Annotated in this window: 43 protein-coding genes; 22 read left to right on the top strand and 21 right to left on the bottom strand. The window is 61.5% G+C overall.

The genetic code is table 11. The features are described 5' to 3' along the window. Position 1 precedes the first annotated feature (1 nt). The 19 genes from ACOOHP_RS06300 to ACOOHP_RS06210 form a co-directional block, all read right to left on the bottom strand. Positions 2-1,339: a DUF1073 domain-containing protein gene (locus tag ACOOHP_RS06300; RefSeq protein WP_420465607.1), complete on the bottom strand. Its 1,338-nt coding sequence runs from the start codon at positions 1,337-1,339 to the stop codon at positions 2-4. Continuing rightward, entirely contained in the window at positions 1,336-2,781 is a 1,446-nt protein-coding gene (gene terL, locus ACOOHP_RS06295) for a phage terminase large subunit (protein ID WP_420465606.1), read from the bottom strand. The genes ACOOHP_RS06300 and terL overlap by 4 nt, the downstream gene beginning before the upstream one ends. Continuing rightward, positions 2,756-3,286, bottom strand: a complete 531-nt coding sequence (locus ACOOHP_RS06290) for a helix-turn-helix domain-containing protein (protein ID WP_420465605.1) — start codon at positions 3,284-3,286, stop codon at positions 2,756-2,758. The genes terL and ACOOHP_RS06290 overlap by 26 nt, the downstream gene beginning before the upstream one ends. A 2-nt stretch (positions 3,287-3,288) precedes the next feature. After that, entirely contained in the window at positions 3,289-3,459 is a 171-nt protein-coding gene (locus tag ACOOHP_RS06285) for a YegP family protein (protein WP_420465604.1), read from the bottom strand. Positions 3,460-3,861: 402 nt separating this feature from the next. After that, the gene (locus ACOOHP_RS06280; RefSeq protein WP_420465603.1) at positions 3,862-4,335 is read right to left on the bottom strand and encodes a hypothetical protein; all 474 of its coding nucleotides are present in this window, start codon (positions 4,333-4,335) and stop codon (positions 3,862-3,864) included. Positions 4,336-4,581: 246 nt separating this feature from the next. Next, positions 4,582-4,980: a hypothetical protein gene (locus ACOOHP_RS06275; RefSeq protein WP_420465602.1), complete on the bottom strand. Its 399-nt coding sequence runs from the start codon at positions 4,978-4,980 to the stop codon at positions 4,582-4,584. 53 nt (positions 4,981-5,033) lie between these two features. Further along, positions 5,034-5,834, bottom strand: coding sequence for a hypothetical protein (locus ACOOHP_RS06270; protein ID WP_420465601.1), 801 nt, complete (start codon positions 5,832-5,834; stop codon positions 5,034-5,036). Continuing rightward, positions 5,831-6,091: a hypothetical protein gene (locus ACOOHP_RS06265; protein WP_420465600.1), complete on the bottom strand. Its 261-nt coding sequence runs from the start codon at positions 6,089-6,091 to the stop codon at positions 5,831-5,833. Before ACOOHP_RS06265 ends, ACOOHP_RS06270 begins: the two co-directional genes overlap by 4 nt. Beyond that, the gene (locus ACOOHP_RS06260) at positions 6,088-6,372 is read right to left on the bottom strand and encodes a hypothetical protein (protein ID WP_420465599.1); all 285 of its coding nucleotides are present in this window, start codon (positions 6,370-6,372) and stop codon (positions 6,088-6,090) included. Before ACOOHP_RS06260 ends, ACOOHP_RS06265 begins: the two co-directional genes overlap by 4 nt. A gap of 4 nt (positions 6,373-6,376) precedes the next feature. After that, positions 6,377-6,673, bottom strand: a complete 297-nt coding sequence (locus tag ACOOHP_RS06255) for a hypothetical protein (protein WP_420465598.1) — start codon at positions 6,671-6,673, stop codon at positions 6,377-6,379. Continuing rightward, on the bottom strand, positions 6,663-7,184 hold the full coding sequence (locus ACOOHP_RS06250) for a DUF1643 domain-containing protein (protein ID WP_420465597.1): 522 nt from the start codon (positions 7,182-7,184) through the stop codon (positions 6,663-6,665). The genes ACOOHP_RS06255 and ACOOHP_RS06250 overlap by 11 nt, the downstream gene beginning before the upstream one ends. A 33-nt stretch (positions 7,185-7,217) precedes the next feature. Beyond that, positions 7,218-7,427 carry a hypothetical protein gene (locus tag ACOOHP_RS06245; RefSeq protein WP_420465596.1) on the bottom strand — a complete coding sequence of 70 codons (210 nt, stop codon included), beginning with the start codon at positions 7,425-7,427 and terminating at the stop codon, positions 7,218-7,220. Beyond that, positions 7,424-8,056, bottom strand: a complete 633-nt coding sequence (locus ACOOHP_RS06240) for a recombination protein NinB (RefSeq protein ID WP_420465595.1) — start codon at positions 8,054-8,056, stop codon at positions 7,424-7,426. The genes ACOOHP_RS06245 and ACOOHP_RS06240 overlap by 4 nt, the downstream gene beginning before the upstream one ends. Continuing rightward, positions 8,053-9,483 (bottom strand): replicative DNA helicase, encoded by a 1,431-nt coding sequence (gene dnaB, locus ACOOHP_RS06235; protein ID WP_420465594.1) that lies wholly within the window; start codon positions 9,481-9,483, stop codon positions 8,053-8,055. Before dnaB ends, ACOOHP_RS06240 begins: the two co-directional genes overlap by 4 nt. After that, a complete protein-coding gene (locus ACOOHP_RS06230) occupies positions 9,480-10,334 on the bottom strand; it encodes a hypothetical protein (protein WP_420465593.1) in 855 nt (284 codons plus the stop codon). Before ACOOHP_RS06230 ends, dnaB begins: the two co-directional genes overlap by 4 nt. Beyond that, the gene (locus tag ACOOHP_RS06225; protein WP_420465592.1) at positions 10,334-10,549 is read right to left on the bottom strand and encodes a hypothetical protein; all 216 of its coding nucleotides are present in this window, start codon (positions 10,547-10,549) and stop codon (positions 10,334-10,336) included. The genes ACOOHP_RS06230 and ACOOHP_RS06225 overlap by 1 nt, the downstream gene beginning before the upstream one ends. 6 nt (positions 10,550-10,555) lie before the next feature. Beyond that, positions 10,556-11,437 (bottom strand): DNA cytosine methyltransferase, encoded by an 882-nt coding sequence (locus ACOOHP_RS06220; RefSeq protein ID WP_420465591.1) that lies wholly within the window; start codon positions 11,435-11,437, stop codon positions 10,556-10,558. After that, on the bottom strand, positions 11,430-11,654 hold the full coding sequence (locus ACOOHP_RS06215; protein WP_420465590.1) for a hypothetical protein: 225 nt from the start codon (positions 11,652-11,654) through the stop codon (positions 11,430-11,432). Before ACOOHP_RS06215 ends, ACOOHP_RS06220 begins: the two co-directional genes overlap by 8 nt. After that, complete coding sequence (locus ACOOHP_RS06210) at positions 11,651-12,061, bottom strand: hypothetical protein (protein ID WP_420465589.1); 411 nt, start codon at positions 12,059-12,061, stop codon at positions 11,651-11,653. The genes ACOOHP_RS06215 and ACOOHP_RS06210 overlap by 4 nt, the downstream gene beginning before the upstream one ends. Positions 12,062-12,332: 271 nt before the next feature. Between ACOOHP_RS06210 and ACOOHP_RS06205 the strand changes: the two genes are divergently transcribed. Next, positions 12,333-12,572 carry a hypothetical protein gene (locus ACOOHP_RS06205; protein ID WP_420465588.1) on the top strand — a complete coding sequence of 80 codons (240 nt, stop codon included), beginning with the start codon at positions 12,333-12,335 and terminating at the stop codon, positions 12,570-12,572. Here ACOOHP_RS06205 and ACOOHP_RS06200 read toward each other — a convergent pair. Both ACOOHP_RS06200 and ACOOHP_RS06195 read right to left on the bottom strand, forming a co-directional pair. Next, the gene (locus tag ACOOHP_RS06200) at positions 12,544-12,837 is read right to left on the bottom strand and encodes a hypothetical protein (RefSeq protein ID WP_420465587.1); all 294 of its coding nucleotides are present in this window, start codon (positions 12,835-12,837) and stop codon (positions 12,544-12,546) included. The two genes, ACOOHP_RS06205 and ACOOHP_RS06200, sit on opposite strands and share 29 nt — an antisense overlap. A 1-nt stretch (position 12,838) precedes the next feature. Further along, complete coding sequence (locus ACOOHP_RS06195; RefSeq protein ID WP_420465586.1) at positions 12,839-13,060, bottom strand: transcriptional regulator; 222 nt, start codon at positions 13,058-13,060, stop codon at positions 12,839-12,841. Between ACOOHP_RS06195 and ACOOHP_RS06190 the strand changes: the two genes are divergently transcribed. The 21 genes from ACOOHP_RS06190 to ACOOHP_RS06090 all read left to right on the top strand — a co-directional run bounded on the left by ACOOHP_RS06190 (position 13,059) and on the right by ACOOHP_RS06090 (position 24,484). After that, complete coding sequence (locus ACOOHP_RS06190; RefSeq protein ID WP_420465585.1) at positions 13,059-13,850, top strand: S24 family peptidase; 792 nt, start codon at positions 13,059-13,061, stop codon at positions 13,848-13,850. The two genes, ACOOHP_RS06195 and ACOOHP_RS06190, sit on opposite strands and share 2 nt — an antisense overlap. Before the next feature lie 36 nt (positions 13,851-13,886). Next, positions 13,887-14,612, top strand: coding sequence for a hypothetical protein (locus ACOOHP_RS06185; RefSeq protein ID WP_420465584.1), 726 nt, complete (start codon positions 13,887-13,889; stop codon positions 14,610-14,612). Positions 14,613-14,650: 38 nt separating this feature from the next. Then, on the top strand, positions 14,651-15,139 hold the full coding sequence (locus tag ACOOHP_RS06180; protein ID WP_420465583.1) for a hypothetical protein: 489 nt from the start codon (positions 14,651-14,653) through the stop codon (positions 15,137-15,139). A gap of 3 nt (positions 15,140-15,142) precedes the next feature. Continuing rightward, positions 15,143-15,544, top strand: coding sequence for a hypothetical protein (locus ACOOHP_RS06175; RefSeq protein ID WP_420465582.1), 402 nt, complete (start codon positions 15,143-15,145; stop codon positions 15,542-15,544). A gap of 163 nt (positions 15,545-15,707) precedes the next feature. Continuing rightward, positions 15,708-16,592: a hypothetical protein gene (locus tag ACOOHP_RS06170; protein ID WP_420465581.1), complete on the top strand. Its 885-nt coding sequence runs from the start codon at positions 15,708-15,710 to the stop codon at positions 16,590-16,592. Between the two features lie 194 nt (positions 16,593-16,786). Continuing rightward, on the top strand, positions 16,787-16,984 hold the full coding sequence (locus tag ACOOHP_RS06165; protein ID WP_420465580.1) for a hypothetical protein: 198 nt from the start codon (positions 16,787-16,789) through the stop codon (positions 16,982-16,984). Between the two features lie 2 nt (positions 16,985-16,986). Next, complete coding sequence (locus tag ACOOHP_RS06160) at positions 16,987-17,892, top strand: pentapeptide repeat-containing protein (protein ID WP_420465579.1); 906 nt, start codon at positions 16,987-16,989, stop codon at positions 17,890-17,892. Then, positions 17,889-18,188, top strand: coding sequence for a hypothetical protein (locus tag ACOOHP_RS06155; RefSeq protein WP_420465578.1), 300 nt, complete (start codon positions 17,889-17,891; stop codon positions 18,186-18,188). Before ACOOHP_RS06160 ends, ACOOHP_RS06155 begins: the two co-directional genes overlap by 4 nt. Next, positions 18,185-18,373, top strand: coding sequence for a hypothetical protein (locus tag ACOOHP_RS06150; protein WP_420465577.1), 189 nt, complete (start codon positions 18,185-18,187; stop codon positions 18,371-18,373). Before ACOOHP_RS06155 ends, ACOOHP_RS06150 begins: the two co-directional genes overlap by 4 nt. Beyond that, the gene (locus ACOOHP_RS06145) at positions 18,370-18,687 is read left to right on the top strand and encodes a hypothetical protein (protein WP_420465576.1); all 318 of its coding nucleotides are present in this window, start codon (positions 18,370-18,372) and stop codon (positions 18,685-18,687) included. Before ACOOHP_RS06150 ends, ACOOHP_RS06145 begins: the two co-directional genes overlap by 4 nt. Beyond that, positions 18,684-19,058, top strand: coding sequence for a hypothetical protein (locus tag ACOOHP_RS06140; protein WP_420465575.1), 375 nt, complete (start codon positions 18,684-18,686; stop codon positions 19,056-19,058). The genes ACOOHP_RS06145 and ACOOHP_RS06140 overlap by 4 nt, the downstream gene beginning before the upstream one ends. After that, entirely contained in the window at positions 19,055-19,192 is a 138-nt protein-coding gene (locus ACOOHP_RS06135) for a hypothetical protein (RefSeq protein ID WP_420465574.1), read from the top strand. Before ACOOHP_RS06140 ends, ACOOHP_RS06135 begins: the two co-directional genes overlap by 4 nt. Continuing rightward, the gene (locus ACOOHP_RS06130) at positions 19,189-19,560 is read left to right on the top strand and encodes a hypothetical protein (RefSeq protein WP_420465573.1); all 372 of its coding nucleotides are present in this window, start codon (positions 19,189-19,191) and stop codon (positions 19,558-19,560) included. The genes ACOOHP_RS06135 and ACOOHP_RS06130 overlap by 4 nt, the downstream gene beginning before the upstream one ends. Then, entirely contained in the window at positions 19,557-19,724 is a 168-nt protein-coding gene (locus tag ACOOHP_RS06125; protein ID WP_420465572.1) for a hypothetical protein, read from the top strand. The genes ACOOHP_RS06130 and ACOOHP_RS06125 overlap by 4 nt, the downstream gene beginning before the upstream one ends. 85 nt (positions 19,725-19,809) lie before the next feature. Further along, complete coding sequence (locus ACOOHP_RS06120) at positions 19,810-20,058, top strand: hypothetical protein (protein WP_420465571.1); 249 nt, start codon at positions 19,810-19,812, stop codon at positions 20,056-20,058. Beyond that, on the top strand, positions 20,055-20,666 hold the full coding sequence (locus ACOOHP_RS06115; protein WP_420465570.1) for an ERF family protein: 612 nt from the start codon (positions 20,055-20,057) through the stop codon (positions 20,664-20,666). The genes ACOOHP_RS06120 and ACOOHP_RS06115 overlap by 4 nt, the downstream gene beginning before the upstream one ends. Further along, entirely contained in the window at positions 20,659-21,279 is a 621-nt protein-coding gene (locus tag ACOOHP_RS06110) for a lambda exonuclease family protein (protein WP_420465569.1), read from the top strand. The genes ACOOHP_RS06115 and ACOOHP_RS06110 overlap by 8 nt, the downstream gene beginning before the upstream one ends. Beyond that, the gene (locus ACOOHP_RS06105; protein WP_420465568.1) at positions 21,279-21,692 is read left to right on the top strand and encodes a single-stranded DNA-binding protein; all 414 of its coding nucleotides are present in this window, start codon (positions 21,279-21,281) and stop codon (positions 21,690-21,692) included. The genes ACOOHP_RS06110 and ACOOHP_RS06105 overlap by 1 nt, the downstream gene beginning before the upstream one ends. After that, on the top strand, positions 21,692-23,074 hold the full coding sequence (locus ACOOHP_RS06100; RefSeq protein WP_420465567.1) for a helicase-related protein: 1,383 nt from the start codon (positions 21,692-21,694) through the stop codon (positions 23,072-23,074). The genes ACOOHP_RS06105 and ACOOHP_RS06100 overlap by 1 nt, the downstream gene beginning before the upstream one ends. Continuing rightward, the gene (locus ACOOHP_RS06095; RefSeq protein ID WP_420465566.1) at positions 23,053-23,940 is read left to right on the top strand and encodes a DNA-methyltransferase; all 888 of its coding nucleotides are present in this window, start codon (positions 23,053-23,055) and stop codon (positions 23,938-23,940) included. The genes ACOOHP_RS06100 and ACOOHP_RS06095 overlap by 22 nt, the downstream gene beginning before the upstream one ends. A gap of 67 nt (positions 23,941-24,007) precedes the next feature. Next, the gene (locus tag ACOOHP_RS06090) at positions 24,008-24,484 is read left to right on the top strand and encodes a deoxycytidylate deaminase (protein ID WP_420465565.1); all 477 of its coding nucleotides are present in this window, start codon (positions 24,008-24,010) and stop codon (positions 24,482-24,484) included. Positions 24,485-24,491 lie beyond the last annotated feature (7 nt).

The raw sequence follows: 24,491 nt of genomic DNA, 5'->3' as shown, positions 1-24,491 counted from the left end.
GTCATTCCTCCGGCAGCGTCGCGGCCAGTTCTTCAGGCGTCGGCTGCGCAGGTTCTTCCGGCAGTTCGTCGCCGTACTCTTCGACGGCAGCTTCAAGGCCAGGGATCACGCCGTTTTCGGTCAGCATGTTGATTGCCGACTTGCTCAGCGCCTCTTCCGGGATCAAGCGCGAGTCGCCGAGAATCTTGATCGTGTCGGCCGTCATCTTGCCGATCTCCGCGCGCTCCTTGGCGGTGGTCTGCCACAGGCTCGCCCATTCGTAATACAGGTCAGGCGGGCGCGACCCGAGTGCGGATCGGATCAGGCATTCGTCCAAAACCTGCATGGACGGCTGCAGGTCCAGTTCCTGCATCGACTGAATGCGGTCGTAGTAGTTGCGCAGGTCCGCTTCGCCGGTCGAATTAAGCCCGCCGGGCGCTTGGCCAAGTAGGCGCGTCACCGGAATATCGGCAGCCCCCGAAACGATCTGCAGGAACGTCAGCAGGATGTCGGGCAGCGTCGCAAAGCTCGCCGACTTCTGTTCGTATTCCTCTTCCTTGTCCAGCAGCAGCGCGCCGTTGATGCCCTTCGCGGTGGCGGCAAGCGTGAGCCGTTCCAGAACCAGCCGCCGATACTCCGGATCCGCCATGCCCTGCATGAAGTTCGGGATCTTCAGCACATCGACCTTCGCCTCGAAGATCAGCGACGCGATGTTGGCGCCGGTTGCATCCGCGTTTCTGACAGCTTCCATGCACGCATGCAGCACCGAATCCCCCCAGCCGTAATCCACGCCGCCGGCCAGTTCAGGCTCGGGATGCGGGTTTCCGATGCTCACCACTAGGCGCGACGGGTGGATGTCCACCGCGATGCCGCTGCCCGTGACCATGTACGCGCGCGGCTTGTTGTAACGCTCCGATAGCGGGTCGGTTTCAAGTTCCATCGGGGTCAGTACGCGCCGGCTCATGACGGTCAGGTGTTTGATGCCGCCGACACTGATCGACTCGGGCCGCAACGGCTGCGACGGGTCAGATTCCCCCGTCCCGATGTAGAGCGCGGCGCCGCCGAACAAGCGCGCCTTGATCTTCGTCTCAAGCATCTTCGACTTCACCCCGAGGCGCTTTTCCTCATCCTCGATCTTGGTGATGTCGTCAGCTTCAGCCTGCCAGTTACGCCACTTGCGGCAGGCGTCCAGGGCGGGAATCTCGACGATCTTTTTCGGCAGCCACGCGGCGCGGTACATCGCCGCAAGCTGCGCATCGTCCGTGCATGGGTTCGTGTAGTAGCTGCCGGCCGCCTTGTCGCGGCTGGTCCCGATGTTCGCAACTAGGTTCTTCAGCGTGTCCTTGATCGAGGTGATCATGCGACGTTGGCCAAGCTGTAGGTTGATCCGCCCATCAGCGACGCAAACGCCCCCGAAAGCGCATCGACCTGATCATCATGGGATGCGTTGGGGAACATGGCGATTTCGTCCAAGAATGCTTCGTTAAAAGATCCGCGTACCAATTTGATGTTGCCGGCCTCAGCCTGGGCTGAAACGGGCGTTGCGCGGACCTCTTTAGATCCGGTCTCTTTCTCTGCTCGGGCATTCCAGCCGGCGAGTAGCCGAATCAGGTATGCCGCGTAACTCTTGCCGGCGCTGCCCGGGTCTTCCGGCAGGATCACCGGGACGCCCTTGCCGTCCTGCATGGCAGTGGCCTTGATCGTTCTTTCGACGCCCGCTGCGGCCTCTCTGATGCGCGTCACTGCTTCGACGTAGCAGACGCCCCCGGATTCGCTCAGCAGCAGCCCCACGGTCCAGTCAGGATCGCCGCCGGCCTTCGCGTCAGTCCCTGCCAAATCCCATCGGCGAACCTTGCGCCGGGTCGCTGGCGCCGCGTCCACGATCTCGAACCATGACCGCTTGAACATGCCGCCTTCGCGCGGCGCGGGCCTCTGCTGCATCTGCCCGGCCCATGCGTAGCTGCCCATGGCCTTGCGGTCGCGCTCGATGACCTCAGGCGGGAATCGCGCGGGGAATAGCAGCTCGCCTTCAGTCGTTCGCGGATCAGCGAACCCGATACTGGTTGTGCAGCGTCTTTCGACCTCGAATTCCATCGGAAGGACCAGGGCCTCATACCCCAGCCCTTTCGCCTCGATGATCCCGACGACATCACGCTCGTGCAGCCGCTGCATGATCGCGACGATTGCCGAGCGATCCGGGTTGTTCAGTCGCGTCGGTACCGCCTCCAGAAACGTCAGGTTGACCGCTTCGCGCTTGGCCTCGCTGGCCGCGTCGTCGACACTCATCGGATCGTCGATCACGATGCAGTCACCACGCGAGCCGGTCAGGCTGGTGAACGGCATTGCCTGACGGAATCCGGTCGCCGTGTTCTCAAACTTCTTCTTTTCGTTCTGGTCGCCGGTCAACTTCACGTCAGGCCATAGCCTGCGATACCAGTCCGATTCGATCAGCCGCCGGCATCGCAGGTTGTCGCGAATCGCGAGCCCTTCGGCGTGCGACGTGGCGATGATGCGGTTGTGCGCCTGAGCCTTCGGCCCCCACTGCCACGCAGGCCAGAACACGGACACCATCAGCGACTTCATGCTGCCGGGCGGGACCGCGACATACAGCCGCGTGATCTGCCCCGCTGTGACTGCCTCCAGGTGCTGGGCAATGGCATCGATGTGCCAGCCGTGGACATAGGGCTGTCCAGGCTCCACGATGTGCCACGCGCAGCGGATGAACTCTGCAAGCGACCGTCGGCAAGCTTCCCGCTCTATCGCCAGCCAGTCGGCATCAGACAGCTTGATTGCGGCGGACACTCAGCAACTCTTGCAGGGCGGCGGTCGAAAGTTTGCTGGTGTCGATGCTGGCGACTTGGATCGGGCCGCCGTTGGGGCCGCCGTGCTCGTGGTCCACCTTATCGCGCCATTCCTCCGGCCTTCGATTCTTCAGCCAAAAGATCATCGCCGTGGTGTCGGGCGGGTAAACCTTGTTGATCGGCGTCAGTGTTACCGCACCCTGATAGTTGCTCACATGCACGTCAGGGTGAGAGTAGCCGGTGGCGCGCTCATACAAGCTGCGCTCGACTCGCTCATCAGCGGCGACCTTCCCGAGTTTTAAGGCGTCGCGTAATTCCGGGTGATCATTCATCCACCGATACAGCGTCGTACGCGGGATGTTGAAGAACTCAGCGACTTCCGCGTCTGTGAATGCTTTGTTGGCCAACTTGCGGGCCTGATCGACCATCTCATCCTTGAACTTGCTCGGCCGACCCCTTGCGGGCTTCGCGGCTGGCTTGCTCGGCGCTTTCTTCTTCCCTGCCATCTCTACCCTTCCACCACCGCATCAGCACTTGCCTGCACTAACTCGATACCCCGCCGGCAGTCGCGCATGCGCTTGTAGCCCTGGGCACTGTCGGCGATCTTGTTGCCGTTCTGGTGCACCAGGCGCCAGCGGAATAACCCGGCGCGGTCCTTGTAGGTCTCGAATCGGAGCATGGGAACCTCGAATATGACCCCCGTATCGTGGGGAATACGGCGTCTCAGGCCTGGGAGTGGCACACAGTGCGAGGCCCGACGCTGCGGGTGTTACGGGCCACCGCCCGCAGGGCTGGCCTGGGCTGTTGATGATTGCCCTAGCCATGAAACGAAAAAGGCCCGCCAATGGCGAGCCTGTGTATGTATGGGAAGCCGGGATTCGATACCCGGAACCTGGCGCCGATCTTGCGCCGCTCTGCTGTTGAGTTACTTCCCGATTCGGTGAGAGCCTCCGGCGCTACCCGGAGCCCTTTATCGCACTCCCGCTACGCAGTCGTGGGGCCATCGCTGGCGACTTCGCTTGGCTCTCAGGTGATGAAGCCTCGCCGTCCCGCAGTCCGGTGTCGGCCAGGACATCATCCCTCAAAGCTGCGGGCCTAGAAGCCCCCGCGTCCATCCGCCCAAACTGTACACCTTGCCTCTGATCTCCGGCAGCACCTGTTCCCATGCCCGCCGAAACTGCATCGCTGCCTGCCAGTCAGGCCCGCCGTAATAGTGCGGGGCCACGTCCAGGCCGACGCCGGCAAGCGTGATGTCCTGCGATCCGCGGTACAGGGCGTATTTGATCGCGTACAGGCCCGACGACCCGCTGCTCTTGACCTCGGGCGACCAGCGCCAGGGGAATACCTCGTTGACGCCGGCGAACGGGTGGAAGCTGACCATCCAAGCTACTTTCCGCGGCCCGTATTCTCTCGGATGCATCGTGATGTGGGCGTCTACCGGGCCGTGATCGATGGCCGCTCGGTTGATGCCCAGCGTCAGGTCGAAGTGACGGCGATTGACCGTCATCAGCTCGGCTGCGACGTTCGGGCCGCTGCCGATGATGAGCGTACGCATCTACCGCTTGAGCTTCCGTCTCGCGATTGCGGCCCGTTTCGCCGCCTCTAGGCGCTCTCTGCGCTGTTCTGGCGATTCCTGCAGGGCCTTGGATTCCAGGGCCTCGATACGGGCCTGTAGGTCGGCGATAAGGGCGTTCTGTTCGTCAGTCATGCCGCCCTCGAAACGAAAAAACCCGCTTCTGGGCGGGCTTTGGAGTCAGGTATAACCACGTAGCCGTTAGCGTGGGCAAAGCCGCAGGGAAAGTCAAACACGCCTCGCCGCCATCACCAAATACCGCCGCATCTGCGACCTGACACCCTCTATCGTCCGCTCGCTGACCTTCAGCAGCCGTCCAACCTCCGCATTGGTCCGCCCATGTGGCCCGGCGTAGTAGGCCGTCGCGACCTCGGTCCAGAATCGCTGATGCCGGTCCTTCCGCCAATGCTGCATTTCCGTCTCGACCATCATGGCCGCCTGTAGATGAGCGTCACGCACGAGGGTTTCCGGATCCGTTATCGGGTCGCACGCGATGACCCTGGCAAGCGTCGGGTCTGAATGCGTGCCGGGCGACCTTGACGTGCCGTCCTCATTTATCGAGGCCAGCGACGCGATCAGGACGCGCTCCAGTTCGCCGTTGCGGACAGCCTCGCCCCAGGCCCACAAGATGGCGTCGCCGATGCGGATGATCGTCTTTTCAGGCTTGTTCAGAAATCCTCCTAAGAGAGACTTTTCAGCAACTCTTTCAGTTGAACCATCTTTGCGTTTTCCTGCTTAGCCGCCTGAATGCTTTGCTCAACCTCTATGGCTGCATCATCAAGCTTCGAAGCCAAGTTGATGATTTGCTCTGCAGCCTTGCGCGCCTCTTGAGCAAGAGCCGCGAATCTATCCATCGGAGACGCAGGAGCTGCTTCAGGCTTAACTTCAACGCTGCTCTGTTTCTGCACAATCTTTGGCTCCGGTTTAGTAGCTGGTTTCTGTTCTGATTCCTTAATTTCTCTCTTCGGCGTTCTGCAGAATTCTCCGGGACTGGGCTCTCTCACAATCCTTTCATCAACCATTTTCTTCAGGCACGACATAACCACGCGATGGTCGGCAGTAGATCCTGTGGCCTTGGACATTGATGAAATAATCAGATGGGCCTTCACCGCATCGCCCGCCGGAACATGCTCATAAATCTTTCTAGCGATCCCGTTCAGATTTTGCTCCGCAATTCTGATCCGCTCAGCATTCATGTACGTCTCCGGTTCTTCGATGCCAGCCAACCGCAATCCATCAATACGGCCTTTCCCATATGCCTTCTGGACGGGGGTCGATTCTCTATCCGATCTCATCTGATCTTTTCCCTCTTTTGCGTTCGCCTTCGGCAGGAATCTGCTGCACCTATGATCATCTGTCTCCAATGGGTATCTTTCGACTTTTTGGAAAGGCTGATATTTCAGAACACCGCCGCTGGGATTTCTGGCGCATTTGAATCGGTCCGGACAATTGGAGTTCTCGCAGACGACATCAACGATCATGCGGCCTGCCTCGCCGTCTCTGTCTGTGGCGCCCTCCGCGTCCGCTGCATGAACCATCTGATCTCGATCCGCGACCCTGTATGGCAGACACGCGAATCGACAAGGCCCTGCGCCTGCAGGTAGCCGGCGATGCGGTGCAGGTATGGCGTGCTGACCTTCAAGTCGAAGCACGCCTCTTGCAGCGTCGCCTCGCCGTCCATGAGGTAGTCCATCAGGGCGTTTTCCAGTTCTTCCGCTTTGGCCTTGCTGATGTTCATCCCCTCACCACCTCCAAAGCCTGTTCGACTGATTCCACGATGTGGACCTGCCCGCCCCGCCATGCGTCCAGCCATTCCCACTGGTCGGGCGTGAGCTGGCGCCGGCTTGCCGACTTCCGGCCGTCCTTTATCTCGATCAAAAACGTCCGCCCGTGCTTACCGGCCATGATGTCGGGCACCCCTGAGCCAACAGCCGCCAGTGACTGCACAGAGCAGCCGGCAGCACGTAACGCGCGAACGATGTCGGCGTGGTTGGCGTCAGTCTTGGCGGCTCGGCGCATGGTGTTAATCCGCAGGTTTCGCGGATGAATTGGCGTTATGCCGCAGAACCTTCTCGGCTTCATCGCGCCACGCCAGCCCGTGAGTGAAGTACAGGTTCAGCATCCAGTGCAGGGCGGCGGCTTGTTCGCTTTCGGCCTTGCGCGCCACGTCGTACAGCTTCAGCTCGTGCAGGCGGCGAGCGATTCCTGCAACTGCAAAGCACGGTCGCCCGAGAATCCATTCAATCTCGTCGGTGAGCGGCGGCATAACCCGGCGCTCAAGCGGGACGTTTCCGCCCTGCGCGGTTTGTTCACTTTCCATTGTTCACCTCGTGGGCGGAAACGCCCCTTAGCTCTGCGTTAGACCCCCATGACCACTCCACCGGCACCAGCGTTTTTGGCAGGTACAGCGGATGGCCCGGGTGTCCGTCTTTCGTCAGGCGCAGGCAGTGCAGTTGCGGCAACGCCATCCGCACCGCCCACGCACGGTTCTTGTAGGTGCCATGCACTCCCCACGCAGCGACCACCACGCCAGCGCGGCCCGCGCGCTCCTTCAGCACCAGGTCGTTCTGCGGCCCGACCGGGTCGGCGGCTCGCTTCATGTCCTCGGGGTCTGTCGCCCGGAACGCGAACAGGTTGGTCATGCACAGCCCGGCGTAGCCCCAGCTTTTGGCAAACGCCATGCAGCGGCGAATCGTTGGATCGTCCTGCGTCTCGTCTGCGGTGCTCGGGTTCAGGCCCACAAACATCGCGTAGCCCTCGCCGCCGATCCACGTGCGCCACAGGTCGTAGCGGTAGGTCCGGCATGGTGACAATGTGGCTCCGTTTCGCATGGCTTCCTCGGGGTTGGGGGTCTAACAAGGCGTTCAAGCCGAACCCGCTTCGCGGGTCGGCTTAACTTCGGTGTTACCCTCAACCCTCATCTCGCACTCGAAAACCACCAGCGCGGGCGGCTCGATCATCACGGCGCGATCACCTCGCTGCGCAGTCCGGCGCAGGCAGTCGTCGCAGCCCTCGCGGAACTCGCCGTCGTATTGCACGCCGTCGCAGCGGGCGATATCGGCAGATAGGTTCATGCAGCCTCCGGCAACTTGGCCTGCTCAGCCATCATCGAAATCCACTGCGGGTCGGACCAGTTCACGCCGTGCTGCGCGCCGAATGCGTCGATCAGCGTCAGCAGTTCGGCGAACTCCGCGACTTTCATCCGGCTGGTGCGCTGGCCGAGGATCACAAAGCCGCCGTCAACGCCCTTGGCGACGCGCTGGTGACGTTTCAGCCCGGCGGATAGGACGTGCTTCCAGTCTTCGGGCGACAGGCGCTGTAGCTCGCCGTCTACGGGCCATTCCACCTGACGGCTGATGTCGCCCAGGGCGGCCCACATGCGACGGTTCTGGCGGTCGCGGCGGGGCTCGCCTTGCACCTCTTCGACCGGATCCGGAATGTCGCGGGTCAGCCGCCGAATCGTCAGCCCGAGCGCCTGCATCTCATCGAGGCGCGCCATGTTCCACGCGGACCGGTCGCCGTGGATTCCGCGCCGGCCGGTGTGATGTTCCTCGCAGACGGGAATCGCGCAATGGTCCGGTGCTTTCTGTGCCATGCCCTGGCCGGTGCGCGGATGATGGGCATGCGTGCGCGTGGTCTGCGGCTGGCGTAACGCAGCGCACACGACGCACGGCATGGCCCGGATGCGGTCGAGGTGGGTCATGCGTTGGCCTCGTGGTAGCTGGGCGCCGCAGGCCGGCCAAACTTCCCAGGCGTGAACCCCGTTTCCTTTTTCGTGGGCTTCGGCGCGCGCTGCTCGAAGTTCGGGCCGTGGTAATCCGTGAAAAGGCAGATATCAGCGTTCCAGGCCAGTTCTACGGTTCCGGTCGATCCGCTGCGCTGCTTGAGAACGATGGCCTCGCAGATGCCGGCGTGCGGGCTGTTCTCGTGGTAATACTCATCGCGATAGCAGCCGATCACGATGTCGGCGTCCTGCTCGATGCCGCCTGATTCGCGAAGGTCGGACAGGCGCGGACGCTTGTTGTCGCGCGACTCGCAACCGCGGTTCAACTGCGACAGGGCGATGACGGGACAACCAAGCTCTTTTCCGAGCGACTTCAATCCACGCGAGATGTCGTTGATCTGCTCATTGCGCGTGTCGCCGACGCCGGACATGAGCTGCATGTAATCGACCACCAGCAGCGACAGCGGCGACTTCCGATGCATCTTGCGGGACTTGCTGCGCACCTGCAGGACGCTCAAACCGCCGCGGTCGTCAATCCACATCTTGCGGCGGCGAAGCTCTGCAACGCGCCCGAAGATCAGATTCTGTTCGTCCTTGCTCTGCTCATCCGGGCAACGGAACTTCACGCCCGGAATGCCGGTTTCCGCCGACAGGATTCGGCTCAGCAGTTCATCGCGCTGCATCTCCATCGAGAAAAACCCGACTTGATGCTCACGGCTGACGTGCGCTGCGATGTTCATCGCCAGTGCGGTTTTGCCCATCGCCGGCCGCCCCGAAATGACGACAAGGTTTCCGGGCAGCAGCCCGTTCAGCTTGTTGTCCAGGGCGATGAGCCCCGTCTCCAGGCCCCACGACTGCTGACCCCTTCGAGCCTCCATCGCGTTGTAGAACTCGGGCAGCGAGTCCCACATCGATTCGGCGACCTGCGGCTGAGATACGTCGATCTCGATCACGGCGCGCTGTGCAGCGTCCAGCAGGTCGCTTACCTCCCTGCCCTCTGGCCGATAGCCAAGCTCGGCAATGTCGCCGCCAGCAGCCACCAAGCGCCGCAGGACGCTGCGATCTCGAACGACCTTGGCGTAGGCGCTGACGTTCGCGGAACTCGGCGTGTCGTTGGCCAGTGAGCCGAGATAGGCCAGCCCGCCCACCTCGCCGATGGTCCCGGCCTGCTTGCAGTGCTCCGAAAGCGTCACGAAGTCGCAGGGCTTCCGGGCGTCCAGCATCTGCCGAATCGACGCGAAGATCAGTTGATGGTCGGCGCGGTAGAAGTCCGTCGGATCGACAATCTCGATCACCTCATCGATGAGCCGGTTATCCAGCATCAGGCCGCCGAGAACTGCTTGCTCAGCCTCGATGCTGTAGGGAGGCTGGCGAGTCGAGGAAGTGACGGCGCGAAGCTGGCTCATGCGGCCTCCCGGGCTTGGTAGTTCCCCTCGATCACCTTCACGAAGTTCTTCGGCCTCACCAACCATTCGAGGTCCGCTTGCCAGCCGGGGTGATCCTTGCTGCTGTGATTCCCGATCAGCAGCGGGCACGTCGCGACGTAGGCGAAGAACTCACGCCACCAGGCCACGTCCTGGCGTTCCGGCTTCTCGCGCCACCTCGCCCTGAGCATGGTTTTCCGGTCGTCCGTCCACTCCCGAACCCGTCTGAGCATCGGCAGAGCTTCGTGGTAGGCCGCGATGATCTCGCCGTGAGGGCAGTTCTGGATTTCAGCTACTGCGTGGTCATCCGGTGGCTGGTCGTCAGCCGGCGCCGCCGGGGACGAATCACCGATAGGTGATTTATCGGGTTGGGTTGGGTTGGGTTGGGTTGGGTTCTGTTTGGCATACCCTTTCGAAAGGGTTTCCAAACGGTTTCTGAAAGGGTTTCCCCAATGGTTCCCAAACGTAAGCAGGGCAAGGGCTGCGGCCTGTTTTGCCTCTTCATTAGGGATGGCCTCAAACTCCTGCGCCCTGGCCTTGGCTACATTGCCGTTGGAAATGGGGTTCCAGCGTAGGAATTTTGGGATTAAAACAACCGTTCCGAAACGGTTGCAGAAACCCTTTCCGAACAGTTCCGCAAACCCTTTCGAAACCCTTTCCGAATCCCATCCAAGGTCGTCGCAAACGTACCCATTCGGGAGCCTGTAGCAGCCAATGCCGTTCGAGTGCGGGCCGGTCAAAAGGTAGGCCCCCAGCACCATCGCATCATTGGTCCACTGCTCTTCGCAGGCACGCTGCCAGAAAGAGCATTGAATCTGTCCGTATTCGCGCATTAGGCCCTCGCCCTCTCCAACCGCTCCCGATCCATCCCCTCTGCCACCGCCGCGCGCCGCATCAGGATCAGGTCACGCATGAGCACGTAGGCCGCTGCGGCTTGATCCGGGTCACTGCGGGCCATGTCGTCGGCGAAAGCCTTCACGGAAGCAATGGCGGCCTCGCAGAGCGCGTCCCGCCGGCTTGCCGCTGACCTGGCGATAGCGATGGTCATGCGGCGTTACTCCACGGCTCTACTGAGTTCGGCGAATGCTGCTGCCGCCACTCGTGGTACTTGGATATTCCCAAGGCCGCGAATTCTGTCCACCCTAGCGGGACTCCCATGTACCATTCGCACCACGTTGGGTTCAGCGGGCCACCTATTTGCTGCGGCAATGGATCGCCCGCCTTGCTGCCAGTCCGGTCGAAGCCGCTTCGACCGGGATGCCTGTAGTCCCGAGCGCATAGCGTCGCCAGCATCGTGTGCAGGCCGTCCCCGCTGTTCTTGCTCGCGCCCTTGCGGTTGTAGTTGCCGCAGACCGTCAGGGTCGGCAATTGCTTCACCGCCAGGCTCAGCGGCGTTCCGCCCTGCGCATATGGCTTCGTCCGCGAGCTCGTGTCGTCGGCCACTAGCGTGGGCAACAATCCAGATCCTCTCGCGCTCATGCCATGCGCCACAGTCGCCAGCGGATAACACTCGCCACGCCGCATCAAACCCGAGCGCGGCCAAGCCACCGAGGACGCGCCCAAGTCCTCTAGAAACGAGAGCTGGGCTGTTTTCCACGAAGACGTAGCGCGGTCGTACTTCGCCCACGATGCGAGCCATTTCGGACCAGAGGCCGGATCGCTCGCCGCTGAGTCCTGCGCCCTTCCCTGCGACGCTGATGTCCTGACAGGGAAACCCGCCAGAAACCACGTCAACACGTCCGCGCCAAGGTCGTCCGTCAAAGGTTCGTACGTCATCCCAAACCGGGAAAGGCGGGAGCACGCCGTCATTCTGTCGGGCGAGCAGTACGCTGGCGGCGTAGTCATCCGTTTCGACAGCGCAGACAGTTCGCCATCCGAGCAGGTGCCCGCCAAGTATTCCGCCGCCAACGCCTGCGAATAACGCCAGCTCATTCATGGCTCCCCAACCCCGCCCGATGCCCCTCAGCATCCGCCTGCGCCTGCTCTATCGAGTCACGCGGCGGGGCCTGCACGCATGGCGTCATGTGCCCGATAGCGGCGCGGAAGTACGCGACCCAGTGCCGATCCGGAGATGCCAGACGCTCGATCCAGTACAGGTCGCCGTCGGAGCGCAGGGGGTAGCGGCCTGAGCCTTCGCGCCATTGGATGGTCATGCGGCTCTCGCCTCCCTCATGAACTCCTTGATCGTCGCCAGCTTCGCCTCAGCCGTCGCCGCCCTTTCGTTCGCCTCGCGCACTTGTCGCTGTAGCTCGGTTTCGCGTGGCCGTAGCGATGCCACGTCATAGCCACGGCTGTGCAGCAGCCATAGCAACGGCAGTTCGTTTCCGCAGGCGTCCATCAGCCGGTCGAGAAAATCGCCCTTGATGCCCGCCTCGCCTTGCTTGATGCGCGCCCACGTCGGCGAGTCGATGCCGGTGTCGATAGCGACGGTCTTGTCGATGGAGCCGACCAGCTCCGCACACTTCGCGATGGCGTGGTGCAGGCTCTTGATGTCGGGGATAACCGACGGATCAATCGCGACCTTCGGCCGGCGCACGCGCAGGTCCAGTGACTCACTCATGTCCGACCATCAGCGCGTGACAATGGAATTGCGTTGCGTTGTAAGTCAGCCGCGACGCCAAATAACGGCATGACGAACCCAGCGCACGAACCAAATAGGAAACGCCAGCCGAACCGCGCTGGCGAAGGGCCGCGCGTGGCGGCCTTGGGGAGAGAGGTCCGCATCTGTTACCAGCGGTTTGCGCGAGTGATAGGGGGCAATCGCGCAGGCCGAGCGGGCGGCCAAGCTCCGGATGTATGGTTGGGATGCGAGTCACAACCAACGACCGGAGATGAAGATGGAACAGGACGCTTTGGAGGTCTTGCGCGACATTCGCGCGCTGCTGCTAATCGAACGTGCAGGGCAGCACCGGCGAGTCGCAGCCAATACGCCGGAAGACGAGATCGTCGAGGTGACCGAACCGGACGGAGAAGTCTGGCGCCGGCGCAAGTGGGCTCCGGCGCTCAGAGATGCCTTCGACGAGGTATCCGACGTCAAGAAAATCATCGACGCTCACCTGAGCAGGAGCTAGATTTCCGCTGCTCTGGCGCGGCATCACGCTCGGAGCTTAGGAGACTGAAGCCTCGACTCAGGTCCTTGAGCTGCTTCGCTATCTCAGCGTTGCAGCGACGGATTTCATTGATCGATTCGGCAAGTGCAATGCCTGCACCGGCGGAAGCGACCGCGCACATGGCTTCCAAGGTCGGCGCGATCTCTGATGCAGGTAGGTCGCCAGGCATAAACGCCACGACGACGCCATCGGGGGTGTGCTCGATGCTGAGCGCGATCAGGCTCATCTCACGCGGCCTCGCGGGGGGCGGGGCCGTAGATGTCCGAGCGCAGATCGTGCCGGGATACTTGGCCGCTGGTGGCCTTCTCTATCCGTTGGGCAAGTTGGTGACCGGCCTTTTTGTGGCCGAGCGCGATCAGATAGAGGTAGTTCGCCGTGCTTTCGCATGAGGAGGCCAAGGCTTCTTTCCCGGCCCCGTCCAGCGATTCCCAGAAGTCTTTTAACGTCATGAGCCGCACTTTACCGTTACGGTTAAGTCAATGCAAGCCCTTTATCGTTTCGTCTATTTACTTAAATAGTAAAAAATGGGGCAATGAGGGAATGGACGTTTACCATCTCAGGCACACGCGACTGATGGCTTTGGTTGCCAAGCACGGCAAGGCCGTTCACTTGGCAGAAGCGATGATGGCCGCTGGCCTCAAGATGAATGAGCAGAGGATCAGCCAGCTTTTGGGGAACAAAAACCCCAGCAAGCGGAAGAACATGGGAGGGAAGGCCGCGCGTCAATTCGAAAAATTTGCCGGCGATCCGGCGGGCTCATGGGACATCCCCATGGACTACATCGGCAGCAACGTAGAAGAGGCGGCCAGCAATTATTTTCTTGACCCCGGGCAATATTCGTTGGCCCCGGTGGTTGGCAGGGTTAAAGGCGGCCCATACGGCTACTTGGAAGAAGAGCCGATGGCAGTCGGAGACGGTGAATTGAGAGTCCCTTACCGAGGCCGAGACCCGAACGCATTTGGCTTGCGCGTAATAGGGGATTCGATGTCTCCGAGATACAACCACGGCGAATACATCGTCGCCTGCCCCAATCTCCCATATGCTCCGGGCAAGTATGTTTTTGTCAGCCTAGTAGACGGCAGCAAGCTTCTGAAAAAGCTAGGAATAGAAACGGAAGATTCCTTCGAACTGCTGAGCGTCAATAATGGCTACAAGCCTATGACCGTTCTGAAGGAAGAGATCGAGCGCATATGCGTGGTCCAAGGGCCGTTTGATCCAGATGACATTCACCAACGGTGACATGTCCGCACGCGCGGAAAGGCGAAAAGGGGCGGGATGACAAAGGGATTTTCGGCAGTGGTTGTAGCGCTCACGATTGCAGGCTGCGCCAGCAATCCAGTCCGCGGCCTGACCAGTGACGCAAGGGGCGACGTGCAGGCTGGCGATCTGGCAGGGATGGCAGCGCTGTTAGATCAACAGCCTGCAGATGTCCGGCAGCAGATTTTTGAAGATGCCCCCGAAGTCGCGGCGGCGTATTCCAAGTGGCAGTCCATGTCGCCCGCAGACAGGGACGACGCAGATGCAGCGCACAAGCGCGTTGCCGCCTTGAATGTATCTGATCCGTTGTCAGTGAAGGCCAAGACCGGCGTCAAGCGAGACGAATTCAAAAAACTCACAAAATACGAAGGGCCGGACATCGCTACGCGGCAGAACGACACCCTCATGCTCCGCGCCTGGGCGCACGACTCAACCGGGCGCACGACTTTTCAGGTCTACGTGACCGACTACTACGACTCAAGTTGGCGGTTCTACGAATACGCCCACGACTCGCATGGCGCCCGCCTTGACGCTACGCGCATCAGTCGTGATGTCGGCTCTTGCAACTCATACGGCGGTTGCTCGCATTACGAGACGCTCGGCATCAACGTCGATCAGCAGTATCTCGAAGCGGCCAGAGGAACAGGGATCACGTTCAAGATCAGCGGGAGCGGGGGCGAGGAAGTGTTTACGGTCCCCGCCTCCTACGTTTCCGGGTTTCTTGAGGCCGTCACGCCTCAATGAGTCTAGGCACCACGCCGCGCCCCTTAGGAGACTTTGAAATGGCAATCGTTTTTTGTTCGGCCTGCGGCGGGGAGACTTCCAGCCATGAGCATTCGTGCGCTCATTGTGGGGCAGATGTAGTCGCTCAGAAATCCGAGCAAGGTTCGGGCTTTCTAGGCCACAGCGGCGTGGAGTGGGCGACCGGCGGGATCATTGGCCTGATTTTTCTTGCCGCCGCACTGTCGATATATAGCTGCTCAGGGTCAGACGCCCCTCCTCCTACCGCAGCAGAGACGCGGAAAGAAACGCTAGAAAAGCATTTCAGCGCATGGGACGGGTCACACCGCGGGCTTACGGACTTCATCAAAAGATCGATGAACGATCCGGATTCATATGAGCACGTCGAGACGCGCTATTCCGACAACGGGTCATATCTCACGGTCACAACCACCTTCCGCGGCGCGAACGCTTTCGGAGGCAAGGTTCTGAATTCGATGACCGCCAGGACGGACTTGCGCGGGAACGTCTTGGAAATCTTGGGGGACTAATCCATGGCAATGACGAAGTGTAAGGAGTGCAAGACGGCCGTCTCATCTGCCGCCAAGGCGTGTCCGAACTGCGGGATATCTAAGCCAGGCCAGGGGCGTGTCGGCGTTGGCCATGTGCTCGTGCTTGGCATTCTCGTGATGGTCCTTATGTTCGCATTCGGGACGCCTAACACGACGCCAACCGCCCCCGCGGCGAAGGCAAAAAACAATGAGGGGCAAAGCCCTGAGGAAATCGCCGCGACCCTGTTAAACCTGAACGGGCATCTGTGCGCCGAGGTGCAGTCCATTAGGCGCCCTGAATCCCGGGATGACTTGTTTGAGGTGCAGTGCGTCGAGTACCGAGGCGGAAAGGCTCAAAAGGCATACATGGTTGATGCCGCCAGCGGCAAGGCATGGCCGCTCTAATCCTCTCCCGCCCCATCTGCTGGTTCCGCGGCCACCGCTGGCGGCCTACGGGGCGGCCTGACCCGAAGTGGCTGTGCGCCAGGTGCGGGAAGCGGTCGCCGTGGTTTGGGGCGTGGTGGAGGCGTAGCCGCAACTAACCCGACAGCGGTATGATCGAACCGCCATGTCAACTGCTCAGTTCCGCATCACCTACGACGGCCCGGCCCTCTCCAATGGCGAGATGGACGTTCGTGAGCTTGCGCCTGCACTGCTAGCGGTATCGGGCCTTTTGAAAGCTGCAAACAAGGCGCTTCAAGGCGACCGGGCCGACGTTCGGGTCAACGTGCGTGGATCGTTCAAAACCGGATCTTTCGGGATCGATTTCATCGTCGCGCAGGACCTTCTGCAGAACATCAAGGATATATTCGCGTCTGACAGTGCTGCAGCTACGGCGAATGCGCTGGCGATCTTGAGCGCCATCGGCGTGGCCGGCGGCGGCCTGATCGGGCTGCTGCGCAAGCTGCGCGGAAGAACTCCGGAAAAGATCGAGGCGGCCGACCAGAACGTCATCCTCCACATCGAGAGCGAGAGATTAGTCGTCGAGCGCGAGGTTTACGTGCTGTTTGCCGACCGCGATACCAGAAACCAGCTCGGCGACACCCTCAAGCCCATGGATGGCGAAAGCATCGACAAGGTCGCTTTCGGGACCGACAACGACATCGCCGAGGTGATCACGTCCACCGAGCGTGCGTGGTTTGCCGCGCCAGACCCATTGCAGAACCCGTTGCATCAATCTCATGGCGAAACGCTTCTGGTCATTCAGTCCGCTGTATTCACGGAAGGAAACAAGTGGCGGTTCACCGATGGGGCCTCATCATTCCACGCTGAAATAGCAGACGCCGAGTTCAATCAGCGTGTGCAATCCGGATCGGAGCGGTTCGGCAATGGCGACGTTCTACTCGTCACACTGGAAAAGCGTCAATACGAAGGCGACGGAAAACTCAAGGTGGACTATCGCGTGCTGAAGGTGATCGAACACCGAGCGCCGTTGCAAACGCCGCTGCTCTGACGCCCCTCCCGCGCTGCCTTCCCCCACCCCGCTCCGGCGGGGTTTTTTGTGGGCGGGGGGGCGACACGACCTCGAAACTAAATAACTTTTTTATTCATACGGTTAACTAACGAGACCGATTTCTTTACCGTTTCGGTATTGCGATATCTTTACCGTTTTCGTAAAGTCCCCCCACACCAACCGAGGGGGCAGACATGAGCATCGCAACGGATCTCCAGAGGCAGGCGCGGGTCATTCCGGTTCAGCCGGATAACCGCGTCAGCTCTATCGCCAAGCGAGCGGACGGCAGTTTGTCCGTCACGCAACGCAGCGGCGCGACATTCGTCATCAGTAAAGGTGATGAGCTGTTCCAGTCATACCTCGTCTACATGATTTTGGATGGGGAGGCATAGACATGGCGACCGAGACATTCACGATCTACAACCGATGGAGCGGCGCGGCTCAGTTCGCTTGCGACCTTGAGACGGTCGCGGGCGAGACGGCGGGCCGAAGGTTGGGGCGGACAGTGTTAGAGGCCCTGAAGAGCGGCGCCGACCTGAGCGACGCCTACCTGAGCGGCGCCAACCTGCGCGGCGCCTACCTGAGCGGCGCCTACCTGAGCGGCGCCGACCTGCGCGGCGCCAACCTGAGCGACGCCGACCTGCGCGACGCCGACCTGCGCGGCGCCAACCTGCGCGGCGCCGACCTGAGCGACGCCTACCTGAGCGGCGCCGACCTGCGCGGCGCCAACCTGCGCGGCGCCTACCTGAGCGGCGCCTACCTGAGCGGCGCCGACCTGCGCGGCGCCAACCTGAGCGACGCCGACCTGAGCGACGCCGACCTGAGCGGCGCCGACCTGCGCGGCGCCTACCTGAGCGGCGCCAACCTGAGCGGCGCCTACCTGAGCGACGCCGACCTGCGCGGCGCCTACCTGAGCGGCGCCAACCTGAGCGGCGCCTACCTGAGCGGCGCCAACCTGAGCGGCGCCAACCTGAGCGACGCCAAAAACATCCCCGATTTTGTGCCCCGCATCCCCGACATTCACCGCGCGATCTACGCCGCTGCGAGTCGGCCCGGCGCCCTGGACATGGGCGGGTGGCACAACGCCTGCGGCACGTCGCATTGCCGGGCCGGCTGGGTCGTGACGCTGGCGGGCGACGGTGGCCGCGTAATGGAGGGCTGCTACGGCACGCCTGCTGCCGCTGCGCTCATCTATCAGGCCAGCGACCCGTCGCTTGAGCGCATCCCTGATTTTTACTGCGGCGACGACGAAGCCCTCGCCGACATGGCCCGGCTTGCCGGCGTGGAGGCTCAGTCATGAGCCACCCCGACAGCGGAAAGCTGCGCCGACTGGCGGACTGGCTCGACCAGCATGGCGAGCACCTGCGCAATGTCGGCGCGTTCGCGTGGATGGCGGACAGCGCCGGGCCTACAGAGCTTGCCCAGGTCGTCGCCGCTGCCGGTGGCCCGGTCAATTACAGGTCCATGGATTGCCGCTATCCGTGCGTGAAGTTGAGCAGCCTTGAACTGACCGTCCATTTCGACCGCGAGCGTTGCTTGGCGAAGCGCACCGTCACCCGCGAGGTCGAAGAATTCGTGATCGGGGACGCGGCATGAGCGGCGCGACCTATTGGCTTGCCTTCGACATCGGCTGCATTGAATGCGGTCAAGAAAGCCGTGCTCTTGGGCTGCATCTGACTAAGCAGGCCGCCGAAGCGGTTTGCGAATCAGCCCGCATAGAGCAAGAGGCGGACTGGCACGGACAGCACTCATTTGAGGTTTTCGAGGTGCAGGCGCCATGACCTGGGACCCCGACGCCAACAGCGCCGCCGCTCTGAACGCGGCCGTGAGCCGCTATCACGAGTGGGCCAGCCAGCCGCAGAACGATTGGGCCGACACCGAGGAAGCCGTCCACGCCGACATCGAGGCCGACGGCGACGAGGCGCAGATCGCCGTCGAGTACATGGTCGACGAATTCGCCGAGCTGCGATCCCTGTTTGTTGAGGCGCACAAGACCGGCGACGAAACCGAGATCGGGCGCAAGTTCGTCGCGATGGTGCGGCGGCGAATCAAAGAGCGGGTGCAGCACTACTACGATGCGGGGGAATTGCCGTGAGTGAGCATACGAAAGAGCCGTGGAAAGCCTCTCCCGTCAGCGGCATTGTCGGAAGCGTAATTACCGCGCAGCCGAACGAAAATGCAAACGCTGTCCGCATCACCAGTGCACAGTCATTAGCCGACGCCGAGCGCATCGTCGCCTGCGTGAATGCGTGTGCGGGCATTCCGGATCAAGCGCTGAAAGTTGTCACGCGATCTGATTACGGCGTGTTCCCCCTTGTGCTTGCGGCGGTCATCGGTCAGCGCGACGAACTGGCGGCGGCGTTGCGCTACTGCGTCAATCTGATCGCAGCATCTGAAATAAAAGGATCGGCTCAGACCGTTGCGATGGCCCGCACCGCCCTCGCCAGCCTGGAGCGCGCCTCATGACCCTTCTTTTCTACCTCCTCTCCCTCGCCGGCCTGTTCCTCGCGTTCGGCTGCGCCAGTCCGGTCGCGAAGGTCGTCGGCGGATCGACGTGCGCCGGGTGTCTGCTGGTGGCGGGTAGCGGGGTGATGCCGTGAGCGCGCCGAACGATGGCGGGCCGGCGTTTCCGGTTTGGGAATTGAACGGCCACGGCCAGCAAGAAACGACGGGTTTCGGCATGACCTTACGCGACTACTTTGCTGCTCATGTCCAGGCCGATGACCGCCTCGTCAAGTGCATACGTGCGATGGATGACACCGCGCTCGCCATCTTCGCATTGCACCCGACCGCTGAACGTGAAGAGCACATCACTGAAACCGGGATTCTTTCTCTGGTCCCGGATTGGGCGGCTCTGGATGAGGTAGGGAAGGTAACGGCGCGACTGGAACTAGAAGCGAAGGCCATCGCCCGAGTCCGCTACATGCAGGCCGACGCGATGCTCAAGGCCCGCGAGGTGAAGCCATGACCCGCGCCCTGATCTTCCTCGCCACGCTCCTATCCGGCTGCGCTGCCGACTGGCAGACCGAGCATTCGATTAGCTGCGACGAACTCAAGCGCCGCGGCTACGTCGAGACGACCGAGGGACGCAAGCCGCTAAGCGATTACGCCGTCGTGTGGTGCGTGCCATGAACCGATCAGATGCGACTGTTCTATGTGTTCTGGTTGTCGGCTTTTTCGCCTTCATGGGATGGGTCGCATGGCTCGGGGCAGTCTCATGACCCGCAACGAAGCCGCAGAACAGGCCCGCCGCTTCCGCGAAGCGCCGCCCGAGGACTGGGCCGACTACCCGCCGAGGGTGTCGCGCGGGGAAGTCATCGGGTACGCCGTGGGCGTCGTCGCCGCCGTCCTCTGCCTGATCTTCGCCATCTACGCATCGTTCGCGGCCGACGCGGCGCATGAGCAGTACGCGCCGTTTTGTGAGCCGGCGGAGTGCGAGTTGATTATTGAGGAGTTGGGACTGTGAACATCTATCAACGCATCAATGAGGTGCGCAAAGCGGTTCTGTATGTCCAGAAGGACAAGACTGTACAGAACTACAAAGCCGTGTCGCATGACATGGTGGTCGCGCTGTGCCGGGACGCATTCGTGAAGCACGGCATCGTCACTTATCCGGAGCAGGTTTCCGGCGTGATGAACCCGGCAGGCGTGAAGGCCGCGAAGGACGGCAGCGGCACGATTCCCGATCCGATGCGCTTGTATGAGGGCGCTTACCTGATCCACTTCGTCAACATGGATGAGCCCGCCGACCGCATCAGCGTTCGGATCGAAGCGCACGCCAATGACAACGGCGACAAGGCCCCCGGCAAGGCCGTCACCTACGCGACGAAGTCGGCGCTGCTGAAAGTGCTGATGCTCGAAACCGGCGAGAACGATGAAAGCCGCGTCGAGCACACGCGCACCGTCAGCGAAGAACAGGTTGATGAATTGGAGTCGCTGATCGATGAAGTGTCGGCAGACCGTGGGAAGTTTCTCCGCTATCTGAAGATTGCGAGCCTGGAAGAACTTCCGGCCAAGTCATTCGCCGCCGCCAAGTCTGCGCTCGAATCCAAGCGGAGCAAGGCTGATGCTTGAGATTATCGACTGCGAGCAGAACAGCCCCGAATGGATTGCCGCGAGAGTCGGCGTTATCACCGCGAGCAACTTCCATTGCCTGATCGCCAATGGCCGCGCAGGGAAGCCGTCAGAGACGCGCAGAAAATACCTGTACGACTTGGCCGGCGAACGTCTCACCGGGCAGGTAGCGGACGGATGGGGCGGCAATCGGCACACGGAACGCGGTCACGCGATGGAGCCTGACGCGCGGAACCTGTACGCGTTCCAGACCGACAACGAACCGAAGCTGATCGGGTTTATGAAGCGCGGGAAAATCGGCGCCAGTCCCGATTCGCTTGTCGGCGATGAAGGCCTTCTGGAGATCAAGACAAAGCTCCCGAGACTCCAGCTCGAAGTATTGGAGTCCGGCGAAGTCCCGAGCGAACACTTCGCGCAGCTGCAGGGGCAGCTGCTGGTGTCCGGGCGCGAATGGGTCGACTTCGTTTCGTACTGGCCCGGCCTCCCCGTCTTCATCAAGCGCGTCCACTGCGACATCCAATACATGGCGATGCTGAGTGAGGCTATCGAGCGATTCGAGGCTGAACTTAGCGCGCTGGTCAATCGATTTTCAAACATGAAGGAAGCCGCCTAATGCCCTCAATCAACCGCTGCACCATTGCCGGCCACCTTGGCAAAGACCCTGAGACAAAGACCTTCGCCAACGGCGGCAGCGTCTGCAATTTCAGCATCGCCACTTCGGAGAAATGGAAGGACCGCGACGGCAATCCCAAGGAGCGCACCGACTGGCACAACATCGTCTGCCACGGCAAGACCGGCGAGCTGGCGCAGCAGTACCTGAGCAAAGGCGCGGCCGTGCTGATCGAGGGCGCGATCCGGCAGCGGCAGTACGAAAAGGACGGACAGACTAAGTACGTGACCGAGATTCACGCCGACCGGCTGCACTTTCTGAGCTGGCGGGAGAAATCGGAACAGCGCTCGGCGCAGAAGGCGAGCGAGCCGGACACGGGTATCCAGGACGATGATCTAGGGGACATCCCGTTCTAATGGACTACCTCGAATTTTTGAAGGGGAAGGCGCCGGCCGCAGTTGAGCGCGGCTTTGAACCTGAGCCGATGCCGTCGCACCTGTTCCCTCACCAGCGGGCGACCCTGGAACACAACATCCGCTGCGGATCGGCAGGCGCGTTCCTCGATACCGGGCTGGGTAAGACGGTTGTCGAACTGGAATGGGCACGCCAGTGCGCTGAGGCGAGCAACGGATGTGCGCTGATCCTGACGCCCCTTGCAGTCGCTCGGCAGATCGAACGCGAGGGCAAGCGATTCGACTATCAGATTCGAGTCGTACGTGATCAGTCGGAAGTCGCCGAGGGTATCAACGTCTGCAATTACGACCGGCTCCACATGCTTGACGCTGACTCATTCGGCGCCGTCGCCCTGGACGAGTCGAGCATCATCAAAAACTTCAGCGGCAAGATCACGCGCAGCCTGATTGAGATGTTCGGACAGCACCGATTCAAGCTGTCCAGCACCGCAACGCCAGCGCCTAACGATCACATGGAGCTGGGCCAGCATTCGGAATTCTGCGGAGTCATGCAGTCGAATGAAATGCTGTCGATGTTCTTCATCAATGACACCTCGCTGGCCAGTCAAGAATGGCGGCTGAAGCGTCACGGCGTCGATGCGTTTTGGGATTGGATGGCGTCATGGTCCCGTATGGCTCAGATGCCGTCAGACCTTGGGTTCAGCGATGAAGGATTCAGCCTGCCGCCGCTGAACGTCCACACCGTCAAGACCGAGAACGCAAAGCCGGTAGACGGTGGCGACTTGTTCGGCGGGCATCACATCAGCGCGACCGACATGCACCGGATTAAGCGCGCGACTTCGGAAGCGCGAGCCGCTGCGGTTGCAGAACTTGCGATGAGCGACCGCGAGCCATGGGTTCTGTGGTGCGACACCGATTACGAAGCCGACGCGATCCTAGCCGCCCTCAAGGACGCTGAAGGCATCGCAGAGATTCGCGGCAGTCAGACGCCCGAGAAAAAGGAAAGCGTGCTGGAAGCGTTCGCCGATGGCTCCACGCGCGTTCTGATCACCAAGCCCTCGCTTACAGGGTTCGGGCTCAACTGGCAGCACTGCAACCGCACCGCCTTTGTCGGGCGCACCTTCAGCTATGAATCTTGGTATCAAGCCGTCCGCAGGTTCTGGCGGTTCGGACAGACCAGCCCGGTCGATTGCTACGTGATCGTCGCCGAGGGCGAGGACCAAATCAGCCGCGTGATTGACCGCAAGGCGAACGATCACAGCGGCATGAAGGCTGCGATGGCAAAGGCCATGCGTCGCTCGCGTGAGCAGCGCGCACAGGTCAGGACAAGTTACATCCCCACTCACACAGGAACATTGCCGACATGGATTCGATCCGCTGCCTAAACCAGAAGCAGGGCGACGGCTGGTCTGCCTACCACTCCGATTGCATCGACGTGGTTTCGCAGTTGCCGGAAGCCTGCATCGACTTCAGCGTGTATTCGCCGCCCTTCGGGCAGTTGTTCGTCTACTCGCCGAGTGAGCGAGACATGGGCAATAACTCCGACGAAGACTTCGCGACGCACTACGGCTATCTGGTGCGCGAGAAATTCCGCGTGACAAAGCCGGGCCGGATCACCGCCGTGCATTGCTCAGACCTGCCGATGACGAAATGGCGCGAGGGCGCGGTCGGCATTAAGGACTTCAGCGGCGACATCATCCGCATCCATCAAGAAGCCGGATGGGTTCTGCACTCGCGCCGCACCATCTGGAAATGCCCCGTCGTTGAGATGACGCGCACCAAGCACGTCGGCTTGCTCTACAAGCAATTGCAGAAGGACAGCATCAAGTCGCGCGGCGGCATGCCTGACTACCTGATGACCTTCGTCAAGCCTGGCGAGAACGCCGACCCGATCCGCCACACGCCGGAGGACTTCCCGCTGCAGCAGTGGCAGGAATGGGCGTCGCCCGTTTGGGACACGGTGAACCAGACCAACGTCTTGAACGTGCGCAACGCCAAAGAGCAGGGCGACGAAAAGCATCTATGCCCATTGCAGCTAGATGTTATTGAGCGCGCCCTGGTGATGTGGAGCAATCCCGGCGACGTGGTTCTGTCGCCATTCATGGGAATCGGCAGCGAGGGCTATTGCTCGCTGAAGGCCGGCCGAAAGTTCATCGGGACCGAGCTGAAAGAATCGTACTGGCGGCAGGCGTGCTCGAATCTAGAAAGCGCGAATGCTCAATCTGATCTATTCAAGATGGAGGCCGCATGAAACGCCCCCGCAAACACAGCAAGCGCCGCCAGCGCGATGCGGCTCGGCGGATGAAGAGGGGGGAGGGATGAGCACTCGATGGGACAACCACTTTCTCGGCATGGCGCTGTATCACTCGCGCATGTCGAAAGACCCGAGCACGCAGGTGGGCGCTGTGATCGTCGGGCCTGATCGCGAGATCCTGTCCGGCGGGTTCAACGGCTTTCCGCGCGGCATTGCCGACACCGAGGACCGACTCAACGACCGCGACACGAAGCTCAAGTTGGTCGTGCATGCCGAGATGAATGCCTTGCTGGCCGCGGCTCGCACCGGCATGCGGTTGAAGGGCTGCACGCTCTACCTGGCAGCCACCGACGACACCGGCCTTGTGTGGGGTGGACCACCCTGCACGCGCTGCACCGTCGAGATCATCCAGGTCGGGATCGGAGAGATCGTGTCGTATCCGGTGAAGGCCGTTCCGTCGCGCTGGCACGAAGACTTGAAGATGTCGCGCCAGTTGATCGAGGAAGCTGGCATTCGCTATCGGGAGTTGCCGACGCTATGAGCGCCAG

This window comes from Panacagrimonas sp., assembly GCF_965216805.1.
Lineage (GTDB): Bacteria > Pseudomonadota > Gammaproteobacteria > Nevskiales > Nevskiaceae > Panacagrimonas.
Note: the sequence above shows the minus strand (reverse complement) of the source record. Positions and strands in the feature narration are given on the sequence as shown.